Origin of the sequence: Streptomyces sp. NPDC035033, from assembly GCF_040636735.1 — a bacterium.
Taxonomy (GTDB): domain Bacteria; phylum Actinomycetota; class Actinomycetes; order Streptomycetales; family Streptomycetaceae; genus Streptomyces.
On the sequence record NZ_JBEZUZ010000003.1, the window covers coordinates 144,202 to 165,715 of the forward strand.

Annotated in this window: 19 protein-coding genes; 12 read left to right on the forward strand and 7 right to left on the reverse strand. The window is 73.4% G+C overall.

The window, feature by feature from the left end; translation table 11 throughout:
- The first annotated feature begins 93 nt into the window (after positions 1-93).
- Both AB0E83_RS03110 and AB0E83_RS03115 read left to right on the forward strand, forming a co-directional pair.
- The gene (locus AB0E83_RS03110) at positions 94-1,821 is read left to right on the forward strand and encodes a glycosyl hydrolase family 18 protein (RefSeq protein ID WP_362104988.1); all 1,728 of its coding nucleotides are present in this window, start codon (positions 94-96) and stop codon (positions 1,819-1,821) included.
- 197 nt (positions 1,822-2,018) lie between these two features.
- The gene (locus tag AB0E83_RS03115; RefSeq protein WP_362104991.1) at positions 2,019-3,362 is read left to right on the forward strand and encodes a M14 family metallopeptidase; all 1,344 of its coding nucleotides are present in this window, start codon (positions 2,019-2,021) and stop codon (positions 3,360-3,362) included.
- Between the two features lie 7 nt (positions 3,363-3,369).
- Here the strand turns inward: AB0E83_RS03115 and AB0E83_RS03120 are convergent, their stop codons facing one another.
- From AB0E83_RS03120 to AB0E83_RS03135, 4 genes are read right to left on the reverse strand one after another with little or no spacing between them, the layout of a single operon-like run.
- The gene (locus AB0E83_RS03120; protein WP_362104994.1) at positions 3,370-3,858 is read right to left on the reverse strand and encodes a hypothetical protein; all 489 of its coding nucleotides are present in this window, start codon (positions 3,856-3,858) and stop codon (positions 3,370-3,372) included.
- 44 nt (positions 3,859-3,902) lie between these two features.
- Positions 3,903-4,313, reverse strand: coding sequence for a RidA family protein (locus AB0E83_RS03125; RefSeq protein WP_362104997.1), 411 nt, complete (start codon positions 4,311-4,313; stop codon positions 3,903-3,905).
- Complete coding sequence (locus tag AB0E83_RS03130) at positions 4,306-5,082, reverse strand: IclR family transcriptional regulator (RefSeq protein WP_362105000.1); 777 nt, start codon at positions 5,080-5,082, stop codon at positions 4,306-4,308. Before AB0E83_RS03130 ends, AB0E83_RS03125 begins: the two co-directional genes overlap by 8 nt.
- Positions 5,079-6,137, reverse strand: coding sequence for a sugar kinase (locus tag AB0E83_RS03135; protein WP_362105003.1), 1,059 nt, complete (start codon positions 6,135-6,137; stop codon positions 5,079-5,081). The genes AB0E83_RS03130 and AB0E83_RS03135 overlap by 4 nt, the downstream gene beginning before the upstream one ends.
- A 141-nt stretch (positions 6,138-6,278) precedes the next feature.
- On the opposite strand from AB0E83_RS03135, the gene AB0E83_RS03140 reads away from it, so the two are divergent.
- Both AB0E83_RS03140 and AB0E83_RS03145 read left to right on the forward strand, forming a co-directional pair.
- Positions 6,279-7,559 carry an alanine racemase gene (locus tag AB0E83_RS03140; protein WP_362105006.1) on the forward strand — a complete coding sequence of 427 codons (1,281 nt, stop codon included), beginning with the start codon at positions 6,279-6,281 and terminating at the stop codon, positions 7,557-7,559.
- A gap of 13 nt (positions 7,560-7,572) precedes the next feature.
- Positions 7,573-9,180: a D-aminoacylase gene (locus AB0E83_RS03145; RefSeq protein WP_362105009.1), complete on the forward strand. Its 1,608-nt coding sequence runs from the start codon at positions 7,573-7,575 to the stop codon at positions 9,178-9,180.
- On the opposite strand, the gene mptB is transcribed toward AB0E83_RS03145, so the two are convergent.
- Positions 9,177-10,586, reverse strand: a complete 1,410-nt coding sequence (gene mptB / locus AB0E83_RS03150) for a polyprenol phosphomannose-dependent alpha 1,6 mannosyltransferase MptB (RefSeq protein ID WP_362105012.1) — start codon at positions 10,584-10,586, stop codon at positions 9,177-9,179. The genes AB0E83_RS03145 and mptB overlap by 4 nt on opposite strands.
- 104 nt (positions 10,587-10,690) lie before the next feature.
- Positions 10,691-11,143 carry a hypothetical protein gene (locus tag AB0E83_RS03155; protein WP_362105015.1) on the reverse strand — a complete coding sequence of 151 codons (453 nt, stop codon included), beginning with the start codon at positions 11,141-11,143 and terminating at the stop codon, positions 10,691-10,693.
- Positions 11,144-11,242: 99 nt separating this feature from the next.
- On the opposite strand from AB0E83_RS03155, the gene AB0E83_RS03160 reads away from it, so the two are divergent.
- The 7 genes from AB0E83_RS03160 to AB0E83_RS03190 all read left to right on the forward strand — a co-directional run bounded on the left by AB0E83_RS03160 (position 11,243) and on the right by AB0E83_RS03190 (position 18,639).
- Positions 11,243-12,454, forward strand: coding sequence for a pyridoxal phosphate-dependent aminotransferase (locus tag AB0E83_RS03160; RefSeq protein ID WP_362105018.1), 1,212 nt, complete (start codon positions 11,243-11,245; stop codon positions 12,452-12,454).
- A 158-nt stretch (positions 12,455-12,612) separates the two neighbouring features.
- On the forward strand, positions 12,613-13,002 hold the full coding sequence (locus AB0E83_RS03165; RefSeq protein WP_362105021.1) for a hypothetical protein: 390 nt from the start codon (positions 12,613-12,615) through the stop codon (positions 13,000-13,002).
- 151 nt (positions 13,003-13,153) lie between these two features.
- A complete protein-coding gene (locus AB0E83_RS03170) occupies positions 13,154-14,278 on the forward strand; it encodes a hypothetical protein (RefSeq protein WP_362105024.1) in 1,125 nt (374 codons plus the stop codon).
- Complete coding sequence (locus AB0E83_RS03175) at positions 14,275-15,531, forward strand: toxic anion resistance protein (protein WP_362105027.1); 1,257 nt, start codon at positions 14,275-14,277, stop codon at positions 15,529-15,531. Before AB0E83_RS03170 ends, AB0E83_RS03175 begins: the two co-directional genes overlap by 4 nt.
- Positions 15,528-17,126 carry a VWA domain-containing protein gene (locus AB0E83_RS03180; RefSeq protein ID WP_362105030.1) on the forward strand — a complete coding sequence of 533 codons (1,599 nt, stop codon included), beginning with the start codon at positions 15,528-15,530 and terminating at the stop codon, positions 17,124-17,126. The genes AB0E83_RS03175 and AB0E83_RS03180 overlap by 4 nt, the downstream gene beginning before the upstream one ends.
- Positions 17,113-17,703: a hypothetical protein gene (locus tag AB0E83_RS03185; protein WP_362105033.1), complete on the forward strand. Its 591-nt coding sequence runs from the start codon at positions 17,113-17,115 to the stop codon at positions 17,701-17,703. Before AB0E83_RS03180 ends, AB0E83_RS03185 begins: the two co-directional genes overlap by 14 nt.
- A 30-nt stretch (positions 17,704-17,733) precedes the next feature.
- Entirely contained in the window at positions 17,734-18,639 is a 906-nt protein-coding gene (locus tag AB0E83_RS03190) for a poly-gamma-glutamate hydrolase family protein (protein WP_362105036.1), read from the forward strand.
- Between the two features lie 146 nt (positions 18,640-18,785).
- Here AB0E83_RS03190 and AB0E83_RS03195 read toward each other — a convergent pair whose 3' ends face one another.
- A complete protein-coding gene (locus AB0E83_RS03195; RefSeq protein ID WP_362105039.1) occupies positions 18,786-20,603 on the reverse strand; it encodes a phosphoenolpyruvate carboxykinase (GTP) in 1,818 nt (605 codons plus the stop codon).
- Positions 20,604-20,802: 199 nt separating this feature from the next.
- On the opposite strand from AB0E83_RS03195, the gene AB0E83_RS03200 reads away from it, so the two are divergent.
- Positions 20,803-21,501: a hemolysin III family protein gene (locus AB0E83_RS03200; RefSeq protein WP_362105042.1), complete on the forward strand. Its 699-nt coding sequence runs from the start codon at positions 20,803-20,805 to the stop codon at positions 21,499-21,501.
- Positions 21,502-21,514: the final 13 nt, after the last annotated feature.

The window sequence follows — 21,514 nt, forward strand, 5'->3', positions numbered from 1 at the left end:
GGCGGTGGCCACCTCCCGAATCCCCATCCCTGCCCGCAGTTCCCCCGTACGACGACGTACGGCACCTCCAGCTCCCGACTCCCCCACCGGAGGATGCACGTGGACCGCACCACCACCGCCCGGCCCGTGGGCCGCCGTCTGCTCGGCGGCGCGCTCGCGCTCGCCGTGGGCTCCGGCCTCGCCCTGGTCGGCGGCGCCGGCACCGCCCTGGCCGCCGACGTCAACAACGCCCGGAACGCCGGTTTCGAGAACGGCCTCGCCAACTGGTCCTGTTCGGCCGGGAGCGGCACCGCCGTCGCCTCCCCGACGCACGGCGGCACCGGCGCCCTGAAGGCCCTCCCCGCCGGTCTCGACAACGCCAAGTGCGTGCAGACCGTCGCCGTGAAGCCCAACGCGACGTACACGCTGAGCGCCTGGGTCCAGGGCGGGTACGCCTACCTCGGCGCGAGCGGCACCGGGACCGGGACCGGCACGGTCTCCACCTGGACGCCGGACTCCCCGTCCTGGAAGCAGCTGACCACCACCTTCACCACCGGCGCCTCGACCACCTCGGTCGAGGTCTTCACCCACGGGTGGTACGGCACCGCCGCCTACTTCGTGGACGACGTGAGCGTCTACGGCCCCGACGGCGGCGGCACCCCGGACCCCGACCCGGTCGTGCCCGCCACCCCGGCCGGCCTCGCCGCCGGCACGCCCACCACCAGCGCGGTCCCGCTGAGCTGGAACGCGGTCTCCGGCGCGACGAGCTACAAGGTCTACAAGGACGGTGCTCTCGCCGCGACCGTGTCCGGCACCTCCACCACGGTCACCGGCCTCACCGCCGACACCGCGTACTCCTTCCAGGTCGCGGCCGCCAACGCGGCGGGCGAGTCCGCCAAGTCGGCCGCCGTGAGCGCCCGTACGGCCAAGACCGGCGGTGGCGGCGGCGACAACCCGGCCGTCCCGAAGCACGCGGTCACCGGCTACTGGCAGAACTTCGACAACGGCGCCGCCAAGCAGAAGCTCCGCGACGTCCAGGACGCGTACGACATCATCGCGGTCTCCTTCGCGGACTCGACGGCCACGCCCGGCCAGATCGTCTTCAACCTCGACCCGGCCGTCGGCTACGCCTCGGTCGCCGACTTCAAGGCCGACATCGCGGCCAAGAAGGCGGCCGGCAAGTCGGTGATCATCTCGGTCGGCGGCGAGAAGGGCAACGTCACGATCAACAGCGACGCCAGCGCCACCGCCTTCGCGAACAGCGCCTACGCGCTCTTCCAGGAGTACGGCTTCAACGGGATCGACATCGACCTCGAACACGGCATCAACTCCACCTACCTGATCAAGGCGCTGCGCCAGCTGTCCGCCAAGGCGGGCCCGTCGATGGTCCTGACGATGGCCCCGCAGACCATCGACATGCAGAACACCGGCACCGAGTACTTCAAGACCGCGCTGGCCGTGAAGGACATCCTCACGGTGGTCAACACCCAGTACTACAACAGCGGTTCGATGCTGGGCTGCGACGGCAAGGTGTACAGCCAGGGGTCGGTGGACTTCCTCACCGCGCTCGCCTGCATCCAGATCCAGGGCGGTCTCGACCCGTCCCAGGTCGGCCTGGGCGTCCCCGCCTCCACCCGGGGCGCGGGCAGCGGCTACGTCGCCCCGTCGGTCGTGAACAGCGCGCTCGACTGCCTCACCAAGCTCACGGGGTGCGGCACCTTCAAGCCCGCCCAGGCGTGGCCGACCCTGCGGGGCGCCATGACCTGGTCGACCAACTGGGACGCGACGGCCGGCAACGCCTGGTCGAACGCGGTCGGCCCGCACGTCCACGGCCTGCCGTAACCCGTCCGGACCCTTCCCCCGAGGCGTCGCCGGTGCTCCGGCGGCGCCTCGCCGCGCGTGCGGGCGGCGTCGCCTACCGTGGGCCGATCATGGCCGAACCCCCTACCTTGACCCGTCCATGACATGGCCCCACCATGTGCCCCGGACACCCGCACCTGTTTGTCGCACTCCCCCACACTCCCCACCCAGGAGACAACATGCGACGTCCCCGACGCGGCAGAAGGTCCGCCACCCTCGCGGCCCTCGTGGCGCTCGCCCTCGCGGCGCCCCTCTCCGCCCTCGCCCCATCCGCCGGCGCCGACGCGCCGACCGCCACCAGGGGCGGCGAGGAGGTGATCCGGCAGTACGAGGTCGCCGGACCCGCCACCCCCGCCGCCCGCACCGCGCTCGCCGCCACCGGCGTCTCGATCGACGAGGTCGACGCCCGTTCGGTCGTGGTCAGCGCCGACGGCAGGCAACTGGAGCGCCTCAAGGCCCTCGGCCATCGGGTCACCGCCCTGCCGGCCCCGCCGGACCGGGGCGAGGCCGCCCGGTCCGCGCTCGGCCCGCTCGACTTCCCCTCCGCCGACGCCAAGTACCACAACTTCGCCGAGATGACGGCGGAGATCGACCAGCGGCTGGCCGCGTACCCGTCGATCATGAGCAAGCGGGTCATCGGCAAGAGCTACCAGGGCCGCGACATCGTCGCCATCAAGATCAGCGACAACGTGGCCGTGGACGAGAACGAGCCGGAGGTCCTCTTCACCCACCACCAGCACGCCCGCGAACACCTCACCGTCGAGATGGCGCTCTACCTGCTGCGCGAACTCGGCGCGGGGTACGGCACCGACTCCCGCGTCACGAACATGGTGAACGGTCGCGAGATCTGGATCGTCCCCGACCTCAACCCGGACGGCGGCGAGTACGACATCGCCTCCGGCTCCTACCGCAGCTGGCGCAAGAACCGGCAGCCCAACGCCGGCTCCTCGTACGTCGGCACCGACATGAACCGGAACTGGGACTACAAGTGGGGCTGCTGCGGCGGCTCCTCCGGCTCCAAGAGCTCCGAGACCTACCGGGGCGCCGCCCCCGAGTCGGCGCCCGAGGTGAAGGTCGTCGCCGACTTCGTCCGCTCCCGCGTGGTGGGCGGCAAGCAGCAGATCAAGGCCGCCATCGACTTCCACACCTACAGCGAGCTGGTGCTCTGGCCGTTCGGCTGGACGACCGCGGACACGGCGCCCGGCATGACCCAGGACGACCGGGACGCCTTCGCCGCGGTCGGCGGCAAGATGGCGGCGAGCAACGGCTACACGCCGGAGCAGTCGAGCGACCTCTACGTCACCGACGGGTCGATCGACGACTACCTGTGGGGCACCCACCGGATCTTCGGGTACACCTTCGAGATGTACCCGACGTCGTCCTGGAACGGCGGCTTCTACCCGCCCGACGAGGTCATCGAGCGGGAGACCAGCCGCAACCGGGACGCCGTGCTCCAGCTGCTGGAGAACGCCGACTGCATGTACCGCTCGATCGGCAAGCAGGCGCAGTACTGCACCACCTGAGCGGACGTCAGGAGGCGTCGTCGAAGTAGGCGTCGAGGACCGCGTCCAGCTCCGTCTCCCACTGCGCGATGCGGCCCCTGTCCGGCGCGACGATCTCGATCGGGTACCAGCGCCGGTCAGGGGTGTGCACGGTGACGGTGAACTTCTTCCCGAACCGGCCCTTCGCGCTCTCGACGGCGGCGAGCTCGTCCCAGCGGAACTCGCACGCCTCCTCGTCGTAGCTCAGCCGCACGCCCTCGGCGTCGGCGACGATCCGCCCCCGCCGGTCGGCGGCCTCGAACACGGGGCCGTCGGCCGGCTCGTTCCGGGACACGGCCTCACCGTCGGTCGCGGTGACGTCCTCCGTGACGTCCTCCGTGACGAGGTCCGGCTCGGCCGCGTCCTCCGCCACGGCGTCCTCGGGCGGGGCCACGGTTCCCGTGAGGCCCGGGACGAAGCCCGGGTCGGCCGAAGCGGCGGACAGGGGCTGCTGTATGGGTCCGTTGCTCTGCTCCACGGCGGCAGTATGGCCGACGCGGCTGTGAAGCGTCCCCACCGGGTTCAGTCCAGGACGGCGAGCGCGTCGATCTCGATGAGGAGACCCGGGGGGAGGCCGACGTAGACGGTGGTGCGGGCGGCCGGCGGGGCCTTGAGGTCCTGCTCCTCGAAGTAGGCGTTGTAGATCTCGTTCATCTCCGCGAAGTGGTCCACGTCCGTGAGGTAGACGCGCATCATCATCACGTCGTCCCAGCTCGCGCCGCCCTCCTCCAGGATCGCCTTGACGTTGGCGAAGGTCTGGAGGGTCTGCTCGCGCAGGGTCGGGCCGGCCGGCGTCGGCGGCTGCCCCTCGACGGCCGGGAGGAAGCCGACCTGGCCGGCGACCTGGAGGATGTTGCCCTTGCGCACGCCGTGCGAGAACTTCGCGGGCGGGGTGGTGTGGGTGGCGGGGGTGAGCGCGGTCTTCTCAGTCATCGGCGGATGCCTCTGCTTCCTTCGGTGGGGTGGTGCCGGAGTAGTCGTGGCTGATCGCCTCCGCCGTGCGGCGCACCAGCGGCAGCAGGGCGAGCAGTTCCCCGGCGGTGACGACGACGTTGGGCGCGGAGACCGACATGGCGGCGACGACCCGGCCGTCGGCGCCGCGGATCGGGGCGGCGACGCAGTTGATGGACTCCTCGTGGCCGCCGAGGTCGGTGGCCCAGCCCTGCTCGCGGACGGTCGCCAGCTCCTGGAGGAAGGCGGCGGCGTCGGGGGTCGAACGGGGCGTGTAGCGGGGGTAGTCGAGCTTGGCGGCCAGCGCCCGCCGCTCGGGCTCGGGCAGGTCGGCGAGGAGCAGCTTGGCGACGGCGGCGACGGTGATCGCGACGGGCTTGCCGATCCGCGAGTACATGCGGACCGGGTAGCGGCTCTCGACCTTGTCGATGTACAGCACCTCCCCGTCCTCGTGGACGGCGAGGTGGACGGTGTGGCCGGTGCGCTCGTTGAGGGCGGCGAGGTGGGGGTGGGCGATCTCGCGGACGTCGAGGTTCTCGACGGCCTCCTGGGCGAGGGCGAAGAGCCGGGCGCCGAGGCGGTAGCGCTGGTCCTGCTGCCGGTAGACGAGGCCGTGCTCGTGGAGGGTGCGCAGCAGCCGCAGGGCGGTCGACTTGTGGACGCCGAGGCGGTCGGCGACCTGGCCCAGGTCGGCGGGGCCCCGCGCGAGCAGCGGCAGGATGCTGAGCGCCCGGTCGACGGTCTGGCTCATCGGGTACGTACCTCCTCGTCGGCCTCCGCGCCGGCGGTCGTCCAGCCGGGGCCGAGGTGCAGTCTCCCCCACGCGTCGGCGTCGAGCGCGGCGAGGCGGTCGGCGCGGTCGCGCGGGGGCGGGACGGCGAGGTCGCCGGGGGAGGTGAGGGCGGCGGCGGCCATGAGGTGGCCGTGGCGGAGCCGGGCGGGCAGGTCGAGGCCGCGGAGGGTGGCGGAGAGGAAGCCGGCGGCGAAGGCGTCGCCGGCGCCGACGGTGGAGACGACGTCGACGCGGGGCGGGCGCTCCAGGTACCCGACGCCGTCGGCGTCCTCGATGTCCGCGAAGGACTCGGGGCGGCGGTCGGTGACGCAGGCGCCGCCCTTGCCGAGTTTGACGACGAGCGTCTCGGGCCGGTCGACGAGGTCGGAGACGGCCCGGGTGCTCCTCGTGCCCCACAGGGCCTTCGCCTCGTCGGCCCCGACGAAGACGAGGTCGGCGCGGTTCGCGAGCTCCCGCAGCACCTCGGGCGCGTCGCCGTCGCGCCAGAGGCCGGGCCGGTGGTTGACGTCGAAGGAGACGAGGGGGCGCCCGGGGCGGGGCTCGGTGAGGTCGTACAGCAGGGCCCGGCAGTCGTCGGAGAGCGCGGCGGTGATGCCGGTGAGGTGCAGGATCCGCGCGTCGGCGACGGTCTCGTACGGGACGGTCGCCGGGGACATCGCGGAGGCGGCGGAGCCGGCCCGGTAGTAGGCGACCTCGTGGGCGTCGCCGGCCCGGTCGGCGTCGGTGCGGAAGTAGACGCCGGTGGGCCGGTGCGGGTCGCGGCGGACGGCGCCGGTGTCGACCCCGTGCGCGGCGATGGCCGCGAGCAGGTGGTCGCCGAAGCCGTCGGCGCCGACCCGGCCGACCCAGCGGGCGCGGTGCCCGGCGGCGGCGAGGGCGCAGGCGACGTTGGACTCGGCGCCGCCGATGGCGCGGGTGAAGGCGGGGACGTCGGCGAGGCGGCCCGGCCGGGAGGGCAGGAAGGTCACCATGGACTCGCCCACGCAGACGACGTCGCACGACGGTCCGGGCACGGTCACGCTCCTGCGGGTCTGCGGTTCACCGGGGGCCGGTGTGCCGGGTCCGTTGACCCGGCCTCGGCCCGGATGTTAGACAGCGACGAGCGATATACGCAATGGGCGTTGCGCATGCCGCAACACCTGGAGGAGGGATCCATGCCGGACGAGCTGACGGACGAGCTGGCGAACGAGCGCGTCGACCACCGCTTCAAGGGCCTGCCGCCGGACGCGGAGGGCCTGACCGTCGGCGAGCTGGCCGCCCAGCGCCGCTCCCTCTTCACCGGCGGGTTCACCACCCCCGTCCTCGCCCTCTCCGCCGAGTCCGTCGAGCACAACCTCCGCGCCCTGGAGGAGTACGCCGAGCGGCACGGCCTCGCCTTCGCCCCGCACGGCAAGACCTCGATGGCCCCGGTCCTCTTCCGCCGCCAGATCGAGCACGGCGCCTGGGGCATCACGGCCGCCGTCCCCCACCAGGTGCGGGTCTACCGGGCCCACGGGATCGACCGGATCTTCCTCGCCAACGAGGTCGTCGACCCGGTGGCGCTGCGCTGGCTCTCCGCCGAGCTGGACGCGCACCCGGAGTTCCGGCTGGTCTGCTACGTCGACTCGGTGCGCGGGGTCGAGCTGATGGACGGGGCGCTGCGCGCGGCCGGGGCCCGGCGTCCGCTGGACGTCGTCGTGGAGCTGGGCGCCGGCGAGGGGGCCCGTACCGGCGCGCGCACGGAGGCCGCGTGCGCGGCCGTCGCCGACGCCGTCGCCGCGACGACCACGCTCCGGCTCGTCGGCGTCGCCGGCTACGAGGCCGAGGTGCCGGGCGCGGACGGGGAGTCGGTCCGCGCCTGGCTGCGCCGGCTGACCGGGCTCGCCGCCGCCTTCGACAAGGAGGGCCGCTTCGACCCGGCGGCGGGCGAGATCGTGGTGAGCGCGGGCGGCAGCGCGTGGTTCGACGCGGTCGCCGACGTCTTCGCGGAGGTCCCCGCGCTCTCCCTGCCCGTCCTGAAGCTGCTGCGCTCGGGCGCGTACGTCTCGCACGACGACGGCCAGTACCGGGAGAGGACCCCCTTCAACCGGGTCCCCGGCGAGGGTTCCCTCCAGCCGTCGTTCCGGCTCTGGTCGCAGGTGGTGTCCCGGCCGTCCGCCGGTCAGGCGTTCACCAACGCGGGCAAGCGGGACGCCGCGTACGACCTCCACCTGCCGGAGGCGCAGGTGGTGCGCTCCGCCCGGACCGGCGAGCTCCGCCCGGCCGACGGGATCGCCGTGACCGCCCTGTCCGACCAGCACGCCTGGCTGCGCACCGGCGACGGCGCGGAGCTGGAGGTCGGGGACTGGGTGGGGATGGGCCTCTCCCACCCGTGCACGTCCTTCGACAAGTGGCAGCTGATCCCGCTGGTCGAGGCGGACGGCACGGTCGTCGACTACGTCCGCACCTTCTTCTGAGCGGGGGCCGGGTATGTGGGATCTCGTCTTCCGGGACGCCGAGGTCGTGGACGGCTCCGGCGGCCCTTCGTACCGGGCCGACGTGGCGGTCGACGACGGCCGGATCGTCTCGATCGTGCGGGAGGCCGCGGCGGCGGGCTGCCAGCGGCCGACGGCCACCCGGGTGATCGACGCGGAGGGCCTGGCCCTCTCCCCCGGCTTCGTCGACATGCACGCCCACAGCGACCTCGCGCTGCTCCGCGACCCGGACCACTCCGCGAAGGCCGCGCAGGGCGTGACCCTGGAGGTGCTGGGCCAGGACGGCCTGTCGTACGCGCCGGTGGACGACCGCACCCGGGAGGAGGTGCGGCGGGCGATCGCCGGCTGGAACGGCGGCGGCCCCGGCGACACGTCCCTGGACCTGGACTGGCGGACGGTCGGCGAGTACCTGGACCGGCTCGACTCCGCGCACGGCGGCGAGGGCATCGCGGTGAACGCCGCCTACCTCGTCCCGCAGGGCACGGTCCGGATGTACGCGGTGGGCTGGGAGAACCGTCCGGCGACCCCGGCCGAGCTGGACCGGATGCGCCGGCTGGTCGCCGAGGGCCTGGAGCAGGGCGCGGTCGGCATGTCGTCGGGCCTCACCTACACCCCCGGCATGTACGCCCCCGACGCCGAGCTCACCGCGCTGTGCCGGGTGGTGGCGGAGTACGGCGGCTACTACTGCCCGCACCACCGCAGTTACGGGGCGGGGGCGCTGCGCGCGTACGAGGAGATGATCGCGCTGACCCGGGAGGCGGGCTGCCCGCTGCACCTGGCGCACGCCACGCTGAACTTCGGCGAGAACGAGGGCCGGGCGCCGGAGCTGCTCGCGCTGCTCGACCGGGCGCTCGACGCGGGCGCGGACATCAGCCTGGACACCTACCCGTACACCCCCGGCTGCACCACGCTCCTCGCCCTGCTGCCGTCGTGGGCGCAGGAGGGCGGCCCGGAGGCGGTCCTCGCGCGGCTCGCGGACGGGGCGGCGGCGGAGCGGATCCGGCACGGCCTGGAGGTGACGGGGTCGGACGGCTGCCACGGGGTGCCGGTCGACTGGTCGACGATCGAGGTGTCGGGGGTCGCGGAGCCGTCGCTCGCGGACCGGGTGGGCCGGCGCCTCGCCTCCTGGGAGGAGGCCCGCGCGCTCCTGCTGGCCGACCGGCTGGGGACGACGATCCTCCAGCACGTCGGCCACGAGGAGAACGTCCGGGCGATCATGCGGCACCGGGTCCACACCGGCGGCTCCGACGGCATCCTCCAGGGCGCCAAGCCGCACCCGCGCGCCTACGGCACCTTCCCCGAGTACCTGGGCCGCTACGTCCGCGAGGAGGGCGTCCTCTCCCTGGAGGAGTGCGTGGCCCACCTGACCTCCCGCCCGGCGGCCCGGCTGCGGCTGCCCGACCGGGGCCTGGTGCGGGAGGGGTACGTGGCGGACCTGGTGCTCTTCGATCCGGCGACGGTCGCGGCGGGAGCCACGTACGACGCCCCCCGCACCCTTCCCACCGGCATCCCGCACGTCCTGGTCGACGGCCGCTTCGTGATCGAGGACGGCCGCCGCACGGACGTCCTCGCGGGCCGCGCCCTCCGCCGGACCCCGGTCTAGGCGATCGTCCGGGCGTCGTCGGCGGGCGCGGGGGCGCGGCCGGCCGCCGAGGGCCACCGGTCGCGCCGGAGCCACGCCGCGCCGAGGGCGAGGACGAGGCCGGCGGCGACGAAGCCGTACCAGGGGGTGCGGCCGCTCGGCTGGGTCTCGTACGCGAGCGCCGCGGAGAGGACGGCGAGCACCTGCCCGGCGCGGCTGTGCCAGGCGACGGCCGCGACGACGACCGTGCCCCAGAGCGCGTACCAGGGCTGCACCATCGGGGAGAGCGCGACCAGCGCGAGGAGGGAGTACCCGAGCCCGAGGACGGGGTCGATCCGGCCGCGGTGGGCCCGCCACGCCAGGGCGGCGATGACCGCGACGGCGGCGAGCAGGCCCAGCTTCTGCACGACGGCCTTGACCGGCTCGGGGTCGTCGGCGAGCAGCTTCCCGAGCGCGAGCCCGAGGTCGCTGGTGAGCGACAGCGGGGTGTGGATGGCCCCGGCGACGGACTGGGTCCGCAGCCAGCCGAAGCCGGTCCCGGCGAGCAGGCTCGCCCCGGCGGCCACCGCCCCGGCGACGGCCGGCGGAAGGAGCAGCCCCTTCAGGAGCCCGCTCCGGCGGGCGGCGATCACCCCGATGAAGAGGAGCGCGACGGCGGCCGGCGACTTCACCATCACGGCGCACCCGACGAGGACGCTGCCCAGGACCCACCGTCCGCGCACGGCGAGCAGCACGCCGGCGAGCATCAGCGCGGCCATCAGGCCGTCGTTGTGCACGCCGCCGACGACGTGGACCAGGAGCAGGGGGTTGAGCGCGGCGAGCCACAGGGCCCCTTCGCCCTTCCCGAAGCCGCGCACCGCCCACACCAGGAGCGCCAGCGAGCCGACCGCGACCAGCCGCAGCAGCAGGACGGCCGGGACGACGGCCCCGCCGGTCAGCTTCACGACCGCCTCGGCGAGCAGCAGGAAGGCCGGTCCGTACGGTGCCGGGGTGTCGGTCCAGTTCCCGCCGACGCTCGCCGCCGCGTCCGCGCCGAGGTCCCCGGGCCCGAGCACCGAGGGCCCGGCGCCGTACACGTCGTGGCCCTCCAGGACCATCGCGCCCTGCGCGACGTAGCTGTACACGTCGGCGCTGTGCAGCGGCGGGGCGGCCAGCAGCGGCGCGGCCCACGCGGCGAGCGTCCCGAGGACGCCCCCGGCGGCCCCGCGCGCCAGCAGCACGCCGTACCGCCACCAGGCGGCGACGAGGACGGTGAGCCCGAGGGCGGCGAGGACCGCCCCGAGGGTCTCGGCGGCGGAGGCCCGGGGCTGCCACAGGGGCGCGCCGCCGAGGACGGGCAGCGCCCCGGCGGCGTACCCGCCGACGACCACGGCGAGCGCTCCGCCCGCACCCAGCCACCGGCACCCGGACCCGTTCACGACCCACATGGCGGCCAACCTACCCGGCCGCGTTCCGCTCCCCGACGGCCGTACGCCCCCGGTCGCCGCCGGGGACCCCGGCTTCCCGGGCGGGGCCGGTGGTCCCGGTGGGGTCAGTGGGGGCCCTTGCCGTTGCCCCGGCCGCGGCCGGGCTTGGCGGTGCGGGTGGCCTCGGAGCCGGTGGCGGTGGGCTCGGGGGCGGCGGCGGGCTCCGCCGAGGAGGGCGCCGGGGCGGTCGTGGCCGCCGGCGGCGCGGTGGGCGCCGTCGTCCCGGCGGCCGGGGAGCCCGTGCCGGTGGCCGGGGCCGGGCGGCCGGTGGCCGGGGACGCCCCGGGGGTCGCGCCGCTCTCCGCCGGGTCCGCCTGGATCAGCGAGGGCAGGCCGCCGCCGTCGCGCTCCCGCTCGACCGGGCCCCGGGCCCCGCCGCCCCCGCCGAAGAGCGCCACCGCGCCGAGCCCCAGGACCGCGACCCCTCCGGTGGCGACCAGCCACACGGCTCCGCGGCCCCGCCGTGCGGAGGCGTGGCGGCGGCGGCGCGAACGTCTGTCGGGGTCCTCGAAGCTCATGGCCCCGCATTGTAGGGATCACGTCACGGGCCCCGACCCGATGCCCGGCGTGGCCGAGAACACGAGGCATCGCGCCCCCGCCCGCCGTAAGCTCTCGTCATGCAGGTGATCCAGTCCACGAAGCTCGCCAACGTCTGTTACGAAATCCGGGGCCCGGTGCTCGAAGAGGCGATGCGGCTCGAAGCCGCGGGTCATCGCATCCTCAAGCTCAACACCGGCAACCCGGCCGCCTTCGGCTTCGAGTGCCCGCCCGCGATCCTGGAGGACGTCCTCCGGAACCTCTCCGAGGCGCACGGCTACGGCGACGCGAAGGGGCTGCTCTCGGCCCGCCGGGCGGTGATGAGCCACTACGAGACCAAGGGCATCCCCCTCTCCGTCGAGGACATCTACCTCGGCAACGGCGTCTCCGAGCTGATCCAGATGTCGATGCAGGCGCTGCTCGACGACGGCGACGAGGTCCTCGTCCCGGCCCCCGACTACCCGCTGTGGACGGCCTCGGTCTCCCTCGCGGGCGGTACGGCGGTGCACTACCGCTGCGACGAGCAGGCGGACTGGATGCCGGACCTGGCCGACATCGAGCGGAAGATCACCGACCGCACCAAGGCGATCGTGATCATCAACCCGAACAACCCGACCGGCGCCGTCTACGACGACGAGACGCTGCGCTCGCTGACGGAGATCGCCCGCCGGCACGGCCTGGTGGTCTGCTCGGACGAGATCTACGACAAGATCCTGTACGACGGCGCCACGCACACCCCGACCGCCGCGATCGCCCCCGACCTCCTCGTCCTCACCTTCAACGGGATGAGCAAGAACTACCGGGTGGCCGGCTTCCGCTCGGGGTGGCTCGCGGTCTGCGGCCCGAAGCACCACGCGTCCTCGTACATCGAGGGCCTCACCATCCTCGCCAACATGCGCCTGTGCGCGAACATGCCGGCCCAGCACGCGGTGGCCGCCGCGCTCCAGGGGCGGCAGTCGATCGAGGAGCTGGTGCTGCCGGGCGGGCGGCTCCTGGAGCAGCGGAACACGGCGTACGAGCTGCTGACCTCGATCCCGGGCGTGAGCTGCGTGAAGCCGAAGGGCGCGCTGTACCTGTTCCCGCGGCTCGATCCGAACGTCTACAAGATCAAGGACGACCGGCAGATGGTCCTGGACCTGCTGCGGGCCGAGAAGATCATGGTGGTGCACGGGACGGGCTTCAACTGGCACGAGCCGGACCACTTCCGGATCGTGACGCTGCCGTCGGTCGCGGACCTCACGGACGCGGTGACGCGGATCGGCCGCTTCCTGGACGGCTACGGCCAGCACTGACCCGGGGCCGGCACCGACCCGTACCGGACCGACCCGGACCGGACCGGCCGGGGCCGACCCGGCCCCGGCCGTTCTTGACCCGCCCTTGAACCGGACGCGTCGCAACTTTAGACAATATCTAAGCTAGGATGGTCTTCGAGCAGTCAGGAGGCCGTCCCATGTACGAACCGATCCGCACCAAGTCGGTCCACACGGCGTCCGACGACCCCGGCGCCTACCCCCACCGCTCCCGCGAGGAGGAGCTGGACATCCAGCTCGCCGGCCACCTCGCCGCCCTGCTCGCCGTGACCGACGAGCTCGGCGACGACGAGGGCGGCGAGCTGATCGCCCGGCAGGTGGCCCGGCTGCGCGGCGCGCCGCCCGCCCGCCACGCGGGACTGAGCGGCGCCTCCCGCGAGGCCCTGCACCGCAAGGCGCACGCGCTGGCCGGCCGGGCCCTGGTCGTCGCCGCCTCCCGCGCGGACACCTCCGCCGCGATCCTCGCGGCGGAACGGATGGACGCGCACACCGCGGCACTGGCCGGGGACCCCCTGGTCGCCGCCCCCTGACGGCCCCGGGCCGCGCGGCACGAACCGCGCGGCCCGGGAGCCATCCACCCCTCCCTCCCCCGCGAACGCCCACCCCCTTCCGGCGGACCCCCCTCCGGTTCCCTACCGGGATCGGCACTTCACCCGCCGTCCACCCAACTCCCCCTGGAATGTGGGTTTCCGCGAGCACTCTGCCCGCGTGAGACGCATTCTCGGAATCGTCCTGGCCGTCCTGCTCCTCGGCGGCGTGGCCGTCGTCCTCGTGACGGGCGGCGAAAAGGACAAGGGCACGGCAACGAAGACCGTGCGAGGAGTCATCGGCTCGGAGAAGAGCGAGTTCTTCACCGACCCCGACGTCGTGAAGGCCCTGTCCGCCAAGGGCCTCACCGTGTCGACCGAGACCTCCGGGTCCTGGGACATGGAGCAACTCCCCCTCAAGGGGTACGACTTCGCGTTCCCGTCCTCGAAGGGACCGGCCGACGAGCTGCGCGCCAAGGCCACCGACAAAGCCGTCGCCGCACCGCTGCGCCCGTTCTACTCGCCGCTGGTGGTGGTCGCGCACAGCAGCGCCGCCCGGGTGCTCGCCGACAACGGCCTGGCCACCCTCACCGCCCGCGGCACCCGCGGCATCCTCAAGATGGACGCCTACCTGGCCGCCGTCCGCGCCGACCGGAGCTGGCAGCAGCTCAAGGGGGCCGACAAGCACGCCGAGTTGAGCGGGACGCTCTTCGTCACCTCCACCGACCCGGTGGCCTCCAACTCCGGCGCCCTCTACCTCGCCGCCGCGAGCTACGTCGCCGACGGCGGCCGGGTCGCGGACGGCAAGGAGGCCGTCGGCCGCACCGCCCCGCTGCTGCGGAAGCTGACCCAGGTGCAGGGCGCCCAGCAGACCAGCTCCGACGCCCCCTTCCGGGACTTCGTGAGCGGCGTCGGCAACCCGCTGGTCCTCGTCTACGAGTCCCAGGTCGCCTCCCAGCTCCTCGCGAAGCGGCCGATGGGCGACCTCGTCGTGCTCTACCCGGACACCACGGTCAACAGCGACCACACCCTCGTCCCGCTCACCGAGGGCGGCAAGGAGCTGGGCCGGCTGCTCTCCGAGGACCCGGAGCTGCGCCGCCTCGCCGTCCGGCACGGCTTCCGGCCGCAGGGCGCCGCGCTCGAGTTCACCGAGGCCACCGACCCGCACGGCGAATACCTCAACCAGACACTGACCGGAGTCCGCCAGGCGCCCGTGCCCACCGGCACGGTGCTGCGCGACATGGCGCGGCGGGCCCGTGACCAGGGGGGCACCGCATGACCGAGCACACCGACCCGCGCGCCGGCGGGCAGCCCCGCAACCCGTACGCGGGCCCGCCGGAGTCCACCTTCGTCCTGACCCCGCCCGAGCAGGACGCCCCGCTCGTCCTCACCCCGCCCGCGCCGGCCCCCGCGGTCCGCGCCGAGCAGGCCGCCGGCCTGGTGCCGCTGGACGAGGCGGTACGGACGGAGATGTCCCGCCGGGCCGCCGCGTACGTGGGCTCGCTCGCCGGACTCGACCCGCGCTCCCCCGAGTTCGCCGGCCGCATCGGCGAGATCGCGGCGCTCGGCTCCGGGGAGATGCGGGCCGCCGCCCAGCAGTCGAACCGGATGCTGGACCGCACCGTCCGCTCGCTCGGCCAGGGCGGCGGCGACGCCTCCGCCCGCGTCGGCTCCTCGCTCGTCGAGCTCCGGCGCACGGTCGAGGACCTGGACCCCCGGGACACCCCCGGCAAGGGCTTCAAGGGGCTCCTCGCCAAGCTGCCCGGCGGCAACCGGTTCCGCGACCACGTCGCCAAGTACGCCTCCTCGCAGGCCACCCTCAACCGGATCGTCGGCGCGCTCCGCGGCGGCCAGGACGAACTGCGGCGCGACAACGCGGCCCTCCAGACCGAGCGCGCCCGGCTCTGGGAGACGATGGGCAAGCTCCAGGAGTTCGCCGTCCTCACCGAGGCCCTGGACGCGGCCGTGGAGCGGCGGATCGCGGACACCGCGGACCCGGCCGAGGCCGACGCGCTCCGCGCCGACGTGCTCTTCCCGGTCCGTCAGAAGCACCAGGACCTGCTGACCCAGCTCGCCGTCTGCGCCCAGGGGTACCTGGCGATGGACGTGGTCCGGCGGAACAACGACGAGCTGATCAAGGGCGTGGACCGGGCCGCGACGACGACCCTGTCGGCGCTGCGGATCGCGGTCATGCTCGCCGCCGCGCTGGAGAACCAGCGCAAGGTCACCGAGCAGGTGAACGTGCTCCGCTCGACCACCGAGGACCTGATCCGGGGCAACGCCGAGATGCTCGCCGGCCAGGCCGGCGAGATCCAGCGGATCGCCGCCGACCCGGCGGTCGGCGCCGAGACCCTGCGCACCGCCTTCCAGCAGATCTACCGCACCCTCGACGCCATCGACGCGTACAAGGTCCAGGCGACCGAGGCGATGGCGACGACCGTGCGCTCCCTCACGGACGAACTCCAGGTGGCCGGCGCCCACCTGGACCGCAGCCGCCGCACGAGCGCCCTGGAAGGCGGCCCCACCGCATGAGCACCCGCACCCTCCCCCGCCTCCTGGCGGGCCTCGCCCTCACCCTGCTCCTCACCGCCACCGCCGGCTCCTGCTCGACGATCGACAACTCGGTCGGCGGCACCGGCGAGCAGTACGACAGGACCGGCACCGTCCCCGCCGCCCCCGGCACCCTCCGGGTCCTCGCCTCCTCCGAACTCGCCGACATGGCGCCGGTCCTGGAGGAGGCCCGCAAGGCCACCGGCGTCACCGTCCGCCCCACCTACGCGGGCACCCTGGACGCCGTCGAGCAGATCGCCTCCGGCCGGGCCGACAAGGAGTACGACGCCGTCTGGCTCTCCTCCAACGACTACCTGCGGCTCCGCCCCGACACCGCCGGCCGGATCACCAACGAGACCCCGGTGATGACCTCCCCGGTGGCGCTCGGCGTCCGCCCCGAGGTGGTCGCCCGGCTCGGCTGGGACCCGAAGAAGGTCACCTGGTCGCAGCTGCACCAGGCGGTCGCCGCCGGGAAGCTGACGTACGGCATGACCGACCCGAAGCGCTCCAACTCCGGCTTCTCCGCGCTGGTCTCGGTCGCCTCGGGCCTCTCCGGCGCCCAGGCCGCGCTCGGCGACCGGGACGTGGCGAAGGCGACCCCGAAGCTCCGCGAGTTCTTCACCGGCCAGAAGCTCACCTCCGGCTCCTCCGGCTGGCTCGCCACCTCCTACGCCCGCCGCACCGACATCGACGCGCTCGTCAACTACGAGTCCGTGCTGCTCGCCACGCCCGGCGAGCTCACCGTGATCCGCCCCTCCGACGGCGTCGTCACCGCCGACTACCCCCTCACCCTGCTCACCGCCGCCTCCGCCGACGCCAAGGAGTCCGCCCGGCGGCTCACCACCCACCTCCGCACCCCCGAGGCCCAGCGGCGGATCACCGAGACCACGCTGCGCCGCCCCGTCGTCGCCGGCGTCGACCCGTCGCCCCGGCTCGACCGCGACCTGCGGCGCGAACTGCCCTTCCCCGGCAGCCGTTCCGTCGCCGACGGCCTCCTCGACGCGTACGACAACACGCTCCGCCGCCCCTCCCGCACCGTCTACGTCCTCGACACCTCCGGCTCGATGGGCGGCGAGCGGCTGACCCGTCTGAAGGAGGCGCTCGCCGAGCTCACCGAGGACTTCCGGGACCGCGAGGAGGTCACCCTGATGCCCTTCGGCAGCACCGTGAAGACCGGCGAGGTGCGGACGTACACGGTCGACCCGGAGAACCCGGCGAAGGCCAGGGACGCGATCCGCGACCAGGCCGGCGGGCTCACCGCCTCCGGCGGCACCGCGATCTACTCCAGCCTGACCGAGGCGTACCGCAGTCTGGGCGCCTCCTCCCGCGACACCTTCACCTCGATCGTGCTCATGACGGACGGGGAGAACACCGACGGGATGAAGGGCGGCGACTTCGACGCCTTCTTCCGCGAGCTGCCCGCCGAGCAGCGGCGCACGCCGGTCTTCCCGATCCTCTTCGGCGACTCCGACCGGGTCGAGCTGAACCACATCGCCGACCTGACCGGCGGCAAGCTCTTCGACGCCACGAAGGGCTCCCTGAACGGCGCCTTCGAGGAGATCCGTGGCTACCAGTAACCCCGTGCTCCGCTACGCGGAGTCCCGCAAGAACCTGACGGGCTGCCTCTGCGGCCTGGCCGGACTGGGCATCGGCCTCACCGGCGCGGCCGGCGGCCTGTGGCCCCTGGTGGTGCTCGGCCTGTACGCGGCGGGGGCGCTGATCGCCCCGCCCGAGCGGCCCGACGCCCCGGCCTTCCCGAGCGCCGACGAGCAGGTGGAGTCGCTGCGCGCGGACCACGCCACCCTGCGGGAGTACCTGGCGGAGGTGGAGCTGCCGGAGGCCGCGCGGGAGCGGCTCGACGAGCTGGACACGCTCTTCGAGGCGCTGCTCGCCCCGGGCTGGGTCAGCGACCCTGACCACCTCCACGTGCTGGCCCGCGCGGTGCGCCAGGACGTCCCCGAGGCGGTCGACGCCTTCGTGCGGACCCGCTGGTGGTCCCGGGTGAACCCGGGGACCGAGCCGCCCGAGCGCCATCTGGAGCGGCAGTTGGCCGCCCTGCGCGAGGAGGCCGGCCGGATCGCCGCGGCGCTCCAGGAGACGGAGGAGCTCCGGCAGCGGGCGCACACCCGCTACCTGGAGGACCGGGGCGACTGAGGCCGGCACCCCCTGGGTTATGTTCCGGGCATGACATTCAGTGACCGAACCGCGTCCCGCCGCACCGTCCTGACGGCCCTCGCCGCCGCGGCCACGGCGGGCGCGCCCCTCCTCGGCCAGCTCGCCGCCGCCGGCCCGGCCGCCGCCGCCGCCGGGACGGACCCGGTGGAGTACCCCTCCAACACCGCGCTCTACCGGGAGCTCGGCGCGGAGGAGGGCACGACCTTCAGCCGCCGCTACCGCCGGCACGAGAGGTTCGACCTCCAGATGGGCCAGAAGTACGACTTCCCCCGCACCGCGATCCTCGCGCTGCACGGCGGCGGCATCGAGGTCGGCACCTCCGAGCTGTGCCTGGGCATCGCCGGCTACAGCCCGTCCGACGCCGCCGGCGCGCCGGTGCTGCCGACCACGCACGACTACTTCATGTTCGAGGGCCTGCTCTCCAGCGGGAACACGGCGCTCCACGTGACCTCGAAGAACTGCGACGACCACGTCGCCCTGTCGCTGGCGGCGAGCCACCTCAACGTGCTCTCGCTGCACGGCTGCACCTTCGACCAGCTGAAGCTGCCCACGGCGGAGTTCCCGGCGACGGGCGACCGCCGCGTGGCGGTCGTCGGCGGCCTGAACCCGGCCTTCCGCACCGCCCTGGTGACGGAGCTGAGGAAGGCGGGCTTCCCGGCCGTCGACGCCTTCCAGGCCCCGTACGCGACGACCCTGGGCGACTTCGACGGCAGCCACACGGCCAATCCGTGCAACCGCACGATGCTCTCGATGGGCGCCCAGCTGGAGCTGACGACCGAGCTGCGCCGGAGCCTCTTCGACGACTCCAGCTCCCGCGGCGCCCGCGCGTCGAGCTGGAACGGCGAGTTCGTGAAGTTCCGCGACGCCTGCCGCGCCGCGATCGCCGTGGTCGAGTCGGCCCAGCCGCTCCTCTGACCCCGGCCGCCCGGCGGCGGACGTGCGCCGGCCCCGGAGCCTGAGGGGGCTCCGGGGCCGGTTGCGTCGTGATGGACCGTCGTGACCCCACTGGTCAGGGCGGTAGTTCGGGGCAGCCCACCACGAGTCTCGGTGTGGCCGGGGGATCAGCCCAGGCGCTCGACCAGCGCCTCGTACTCGTCCCACAGCTCCTTCGGGGTGTGCTCGCCGAAGGTCTCCAGGTGGGCGGGGACCAGGCCGGCCTCCTCGCGCCACACGTCCTTGTCGACGGTGAGCAGGAACTCCAGGTCCTCGTCGGCCAGCTCCAGGCCGTCGGTGTCCAGGGAGTCCTTCGTCGGCAGGATGCCGATGGGGGTCTCGACGCCCTCGGCCTTGCCGTCGAGGCGCTCGACGATCCACTTGAGGACGCGGCTGTTCTCGCCGAAGCCGGGCCAGACGAACTGGCCGGCGTCGTTCTTGCGGAACCAGTTCACGTAGTAGATCTTCGGCAGCTTGGCGGCGTCCGCGGACGCGCCGACCTTGACCCAGTGCGCCATGTAGTCGCCCATGTTGTAGCCGCAGAACGGCAGCATGGCGAAGGGGTCGCGGCGCAGCTCGCCGACCTTGCCCTCGGCGGCGGCGGTCTTCTCGGAGGCCACGTTGGCGCCGAGGAAGACGCCGTGGTTCCAGTCGAAGGACTCGGTGACCAGCGGCACCGCGGAGGCGCGGCGGCCGCCGAAGAGGATCGCGGAGATCGGGACGCCCTGGGGGTCCTCCCACTCGGGGGCGATCGTCGGGCACTGGGCGGCCGGGACGGTGAAGCGGGCGTTCGGGTGGGCGGCCGGCGTCTCGGACTCCGGCGTCCAGTCGTTGCCCTTCCAGTCCGTGAGGTGCGCGGGCGCCTCCTCGGTCATGCCCTCCCACCACACGTCGCCGTCGTCGGTGAGCGCGACGTTGGTGAAGACGGAGTTGCCCCAGAGGGTCTTCATGGCGTTGGCGTTGGTGTGCTCGCCGGTGCCGGGGGCGACGCCGAAGAAGCCGGCCTCGGGGTTGATGGCGTAGAGGCGGCCGTCCTCGCCGAAGCGCATCCAGGCGATGTCGTCGCCGATGGTCTCCACGGTCCAGCCGGGGATGGTCGGCTCCAGCATGGCGAGGTTGGTCTTGCCGCAGGCCGACGGGAAGGCGGCGGCGACGTACTTCGCCTCGCCCTGCGGCGGGGTCAGCTTGAGGATGAGCATGTGCTCGGCGAGCCAGCCCTCGTCACGGGCCATGACGGAGGCGATGCGCAGGGCGTAGCACTTCTTGCCGAGGAGCGCGTTGCCGCCGTAGCCGGAGCCGTACGACCAGATCTCGCGGGTCTCCGGGAAGTGCGAGATGTACTTGGTGGAGTTGCACGGCCACGGCACGTCCTCCTGGCCCTCCGCGAGGGGGGCGCCGAGGGTGTGGACGGCCTTCACGAAGAAGCCGTCGGTGCCGAGCTCGTCGAGGACGGCCTGGCCCATGCGGGTCATGGTGCGCATGGAGACCGCGACGTACGCGGAGTCGGTGATCTCGACGCCGATGGCGGAGAGCGGGGAGCCGACCGGGCCCATGCAGAAGGGGACCACGTACATGGTCCGGCCCTTCATCGAACCGCGGAAGATGCCGTCCGAGCCCGCGAAGAGCTCCTTCATCTCCGCCGGGGCCTTCCAGTGGTTGGTCGGGCCGGCGTCCTCCTCCTTCTCGGAGCAGATGAAGGTGCGGTCCTCGACGCGCGCGACGTCGGTCGGGTCGGAGGCGGCGTAGTACGAGTTCGGGCGCTTCACCGGGTCGAGCTTCGTGAACGTCCCCTTGGCGACGAGCTCCTCGCACAGGCGCTCGTACTCGGCCTCGGAGCCGTCGCACCAGACGATGCCGTCCGGCTGGGTGATCTCGGCGATCTCGTTCACCCAGGAGATGAGCTCCTGGTGCTGGGTGGGAAGGGGAGCCGCGTTGTCGCGCGCCACGATTGCTCCTTGTAGAGGGGTGTTGTTCAGCTGTATGCCCCGTGGGGGCCGCGACCCGGATGCGTCGTAGCTGCTCATCCGGTGCCGACCGCACTCATTTGATCATCCGATGGAAACGCCCATATGTCCAGGGGGGTGCACACGTGAGCATCGCCACTCGTATCCCCGGCCTACGGGACCGTAGGTACGATTCCGTGTCATGACTGCAGCCACGCCGGAAGTGACACCGGTCGAGCCCGACCCGATCACCCCGACCCCGTCGCTCCCGCTGAAGCCACGGCTCAGAGGCTGGCTGCACGCGGGCATGTTCCCCGCCGTGATCGTCGCGGGCCTGGTCCTGGTCGCCCTCTCCGACTCGCCCCGCGCCCGCATCGCCTGCGGGATCTACGTCCTCACCGCCTGCCTGCTCTTCGGCATCAGCGCGCTCTACCACCGCGGCGACTGGGGACCGCGCGGCGAGGCCGTCCTGCGCCGCCTCGACCACGCCAACATCTTCCTGATCATCGCGGGCACCTACACCCCGCTCACCCTGCTGCTGCTCCCGGACTCCACCGCGAAGCCGCTCATGTGGGCGGTCTGGGCCGCCGCGGCCGCCGGCATCGCCTTCCGCGTCTTCTGGGTCGGCGCCCCCCGCTGGCTCTACACCCCCTGCTACATCGCCATGGGCTGGGCCGCCGTCTTCTTCCTCCCCGACTTCCTGCGGACCGGCGGCATCGCCGTCCTGGTCCTCGTCGTCGTCGGCGGCCTGCTCTACAGCGCCGGCGGCATCATCTACGGCATGAAGCGCCCGAACCCGTCCCCGCGCTGGTTCGGCTTCCACGAGGTCTTCCACTCCCTCACCCTCGCCGCCTTCATCGTCCACTACGTCGGCATCTCCCTGGTCGCCTACCAGGCCTGACCAGGCAGAATGA

Bases quoted from the DNA above. Each gene is read 5' to 3' on its own strand.
- AB0E83_RS03110 (WP_362104988.1), top strand. From the start codon at position 94: ATGCACGTGGACCGCACCACCACCGCCCGGCCCGTGGGCCGCCGTCTG.
- AB0E83_RS03115 (WP_362104991.1), top strand. From the start codon at position 2,019: ATGCGACGTCCCCGACGCGGCAGAAGGTCCGCCACCCTCGCGGCCCTC.
- AB0E83_RS03125 (WP_362104997.1), bottom strand. From the start codon at position 4,313: ATGACTGAGAAGACCGCGCTCACCCCCGCCACCCACACCACCCCGCCC.
- AB0E83_RS03130 (WP_362105000.1), bottom strand. From the start codon at position 5,082: ATGAGCCAGACCGTCGACCGGGCGCTCAGCATCCTGCCGCTGCTCGCG.
- AB0E83_RS03140 (WP_362105006.1), top strand. From the start codon at position 6,279: ATGCCGGACGAGCTGACGGACGAGCTGGCGAACGAGCGCGTCGACCAC.
- AB0E83_RS03145 (WP_362105009.1), top strand. From the start codon at position 7,573: ATGTGGGATCTCGTCTTCCGGGACGCCGAGGTCGTGGACGGCTCCGGC.
- mptB (WP_362105012.1), bottom strand. From the start codon at position 10,586: ATGTGGGTCGTGAACGGGTCCGGGTGCCGGTGGCTGGGTGCGGGCGGA.
- AB0E83_RS03155 (WP_362105015.1), bottom strand. From the start codon at position 11,143: ATGAGCTTCGAGGACCCCGACAGACGTTCGCGCCGCCGCCGCCACGCC.
- AB0E83_RS03160 (WP_362105018.1), top strand. From the start codon at position 11,243: ATGCAGGTGATCCAGTCCACGAAGCTCGCCAACGTCTGTTACGAAATC.
- AB0E83_RS03165 (WP_362105021.1), top strand. From the start codon at position 12,613: ATGTACGAACCGATCCGCACCAAGTCGGTCCACACGGCGTCCGACGAC.
- AB0E83_RS03175 (WP_362105027.1), top strand. From the start codon at position 14,275: ATGACCGAGCACACCGACCCGCGCGCCGGCGGGCAGCCCCGCAACCCG.
- AB0E83_RS03180 (WP_362105030.1), top strand. From the start codon at position 15,528: ATGAGCACCCGCACCCTCCCCCGCCTCCTGGCGGGCCTCGCCCTCACC.
- AB0E83_RS03190 (WP_362105036.1), top strand. From the start codon at position 17,734: ATGACATTCAGTGACCGAACCGCGTCCCGCCGCACCGTCCTGACGGCC.
- AB0E83_RS03200 (WP_362105042.1), top strand. From the start codon at position 20,803: ATGACTGCAGCCACGCCGGAAGTGACACCGGTCGAGCCCGACCCGATC.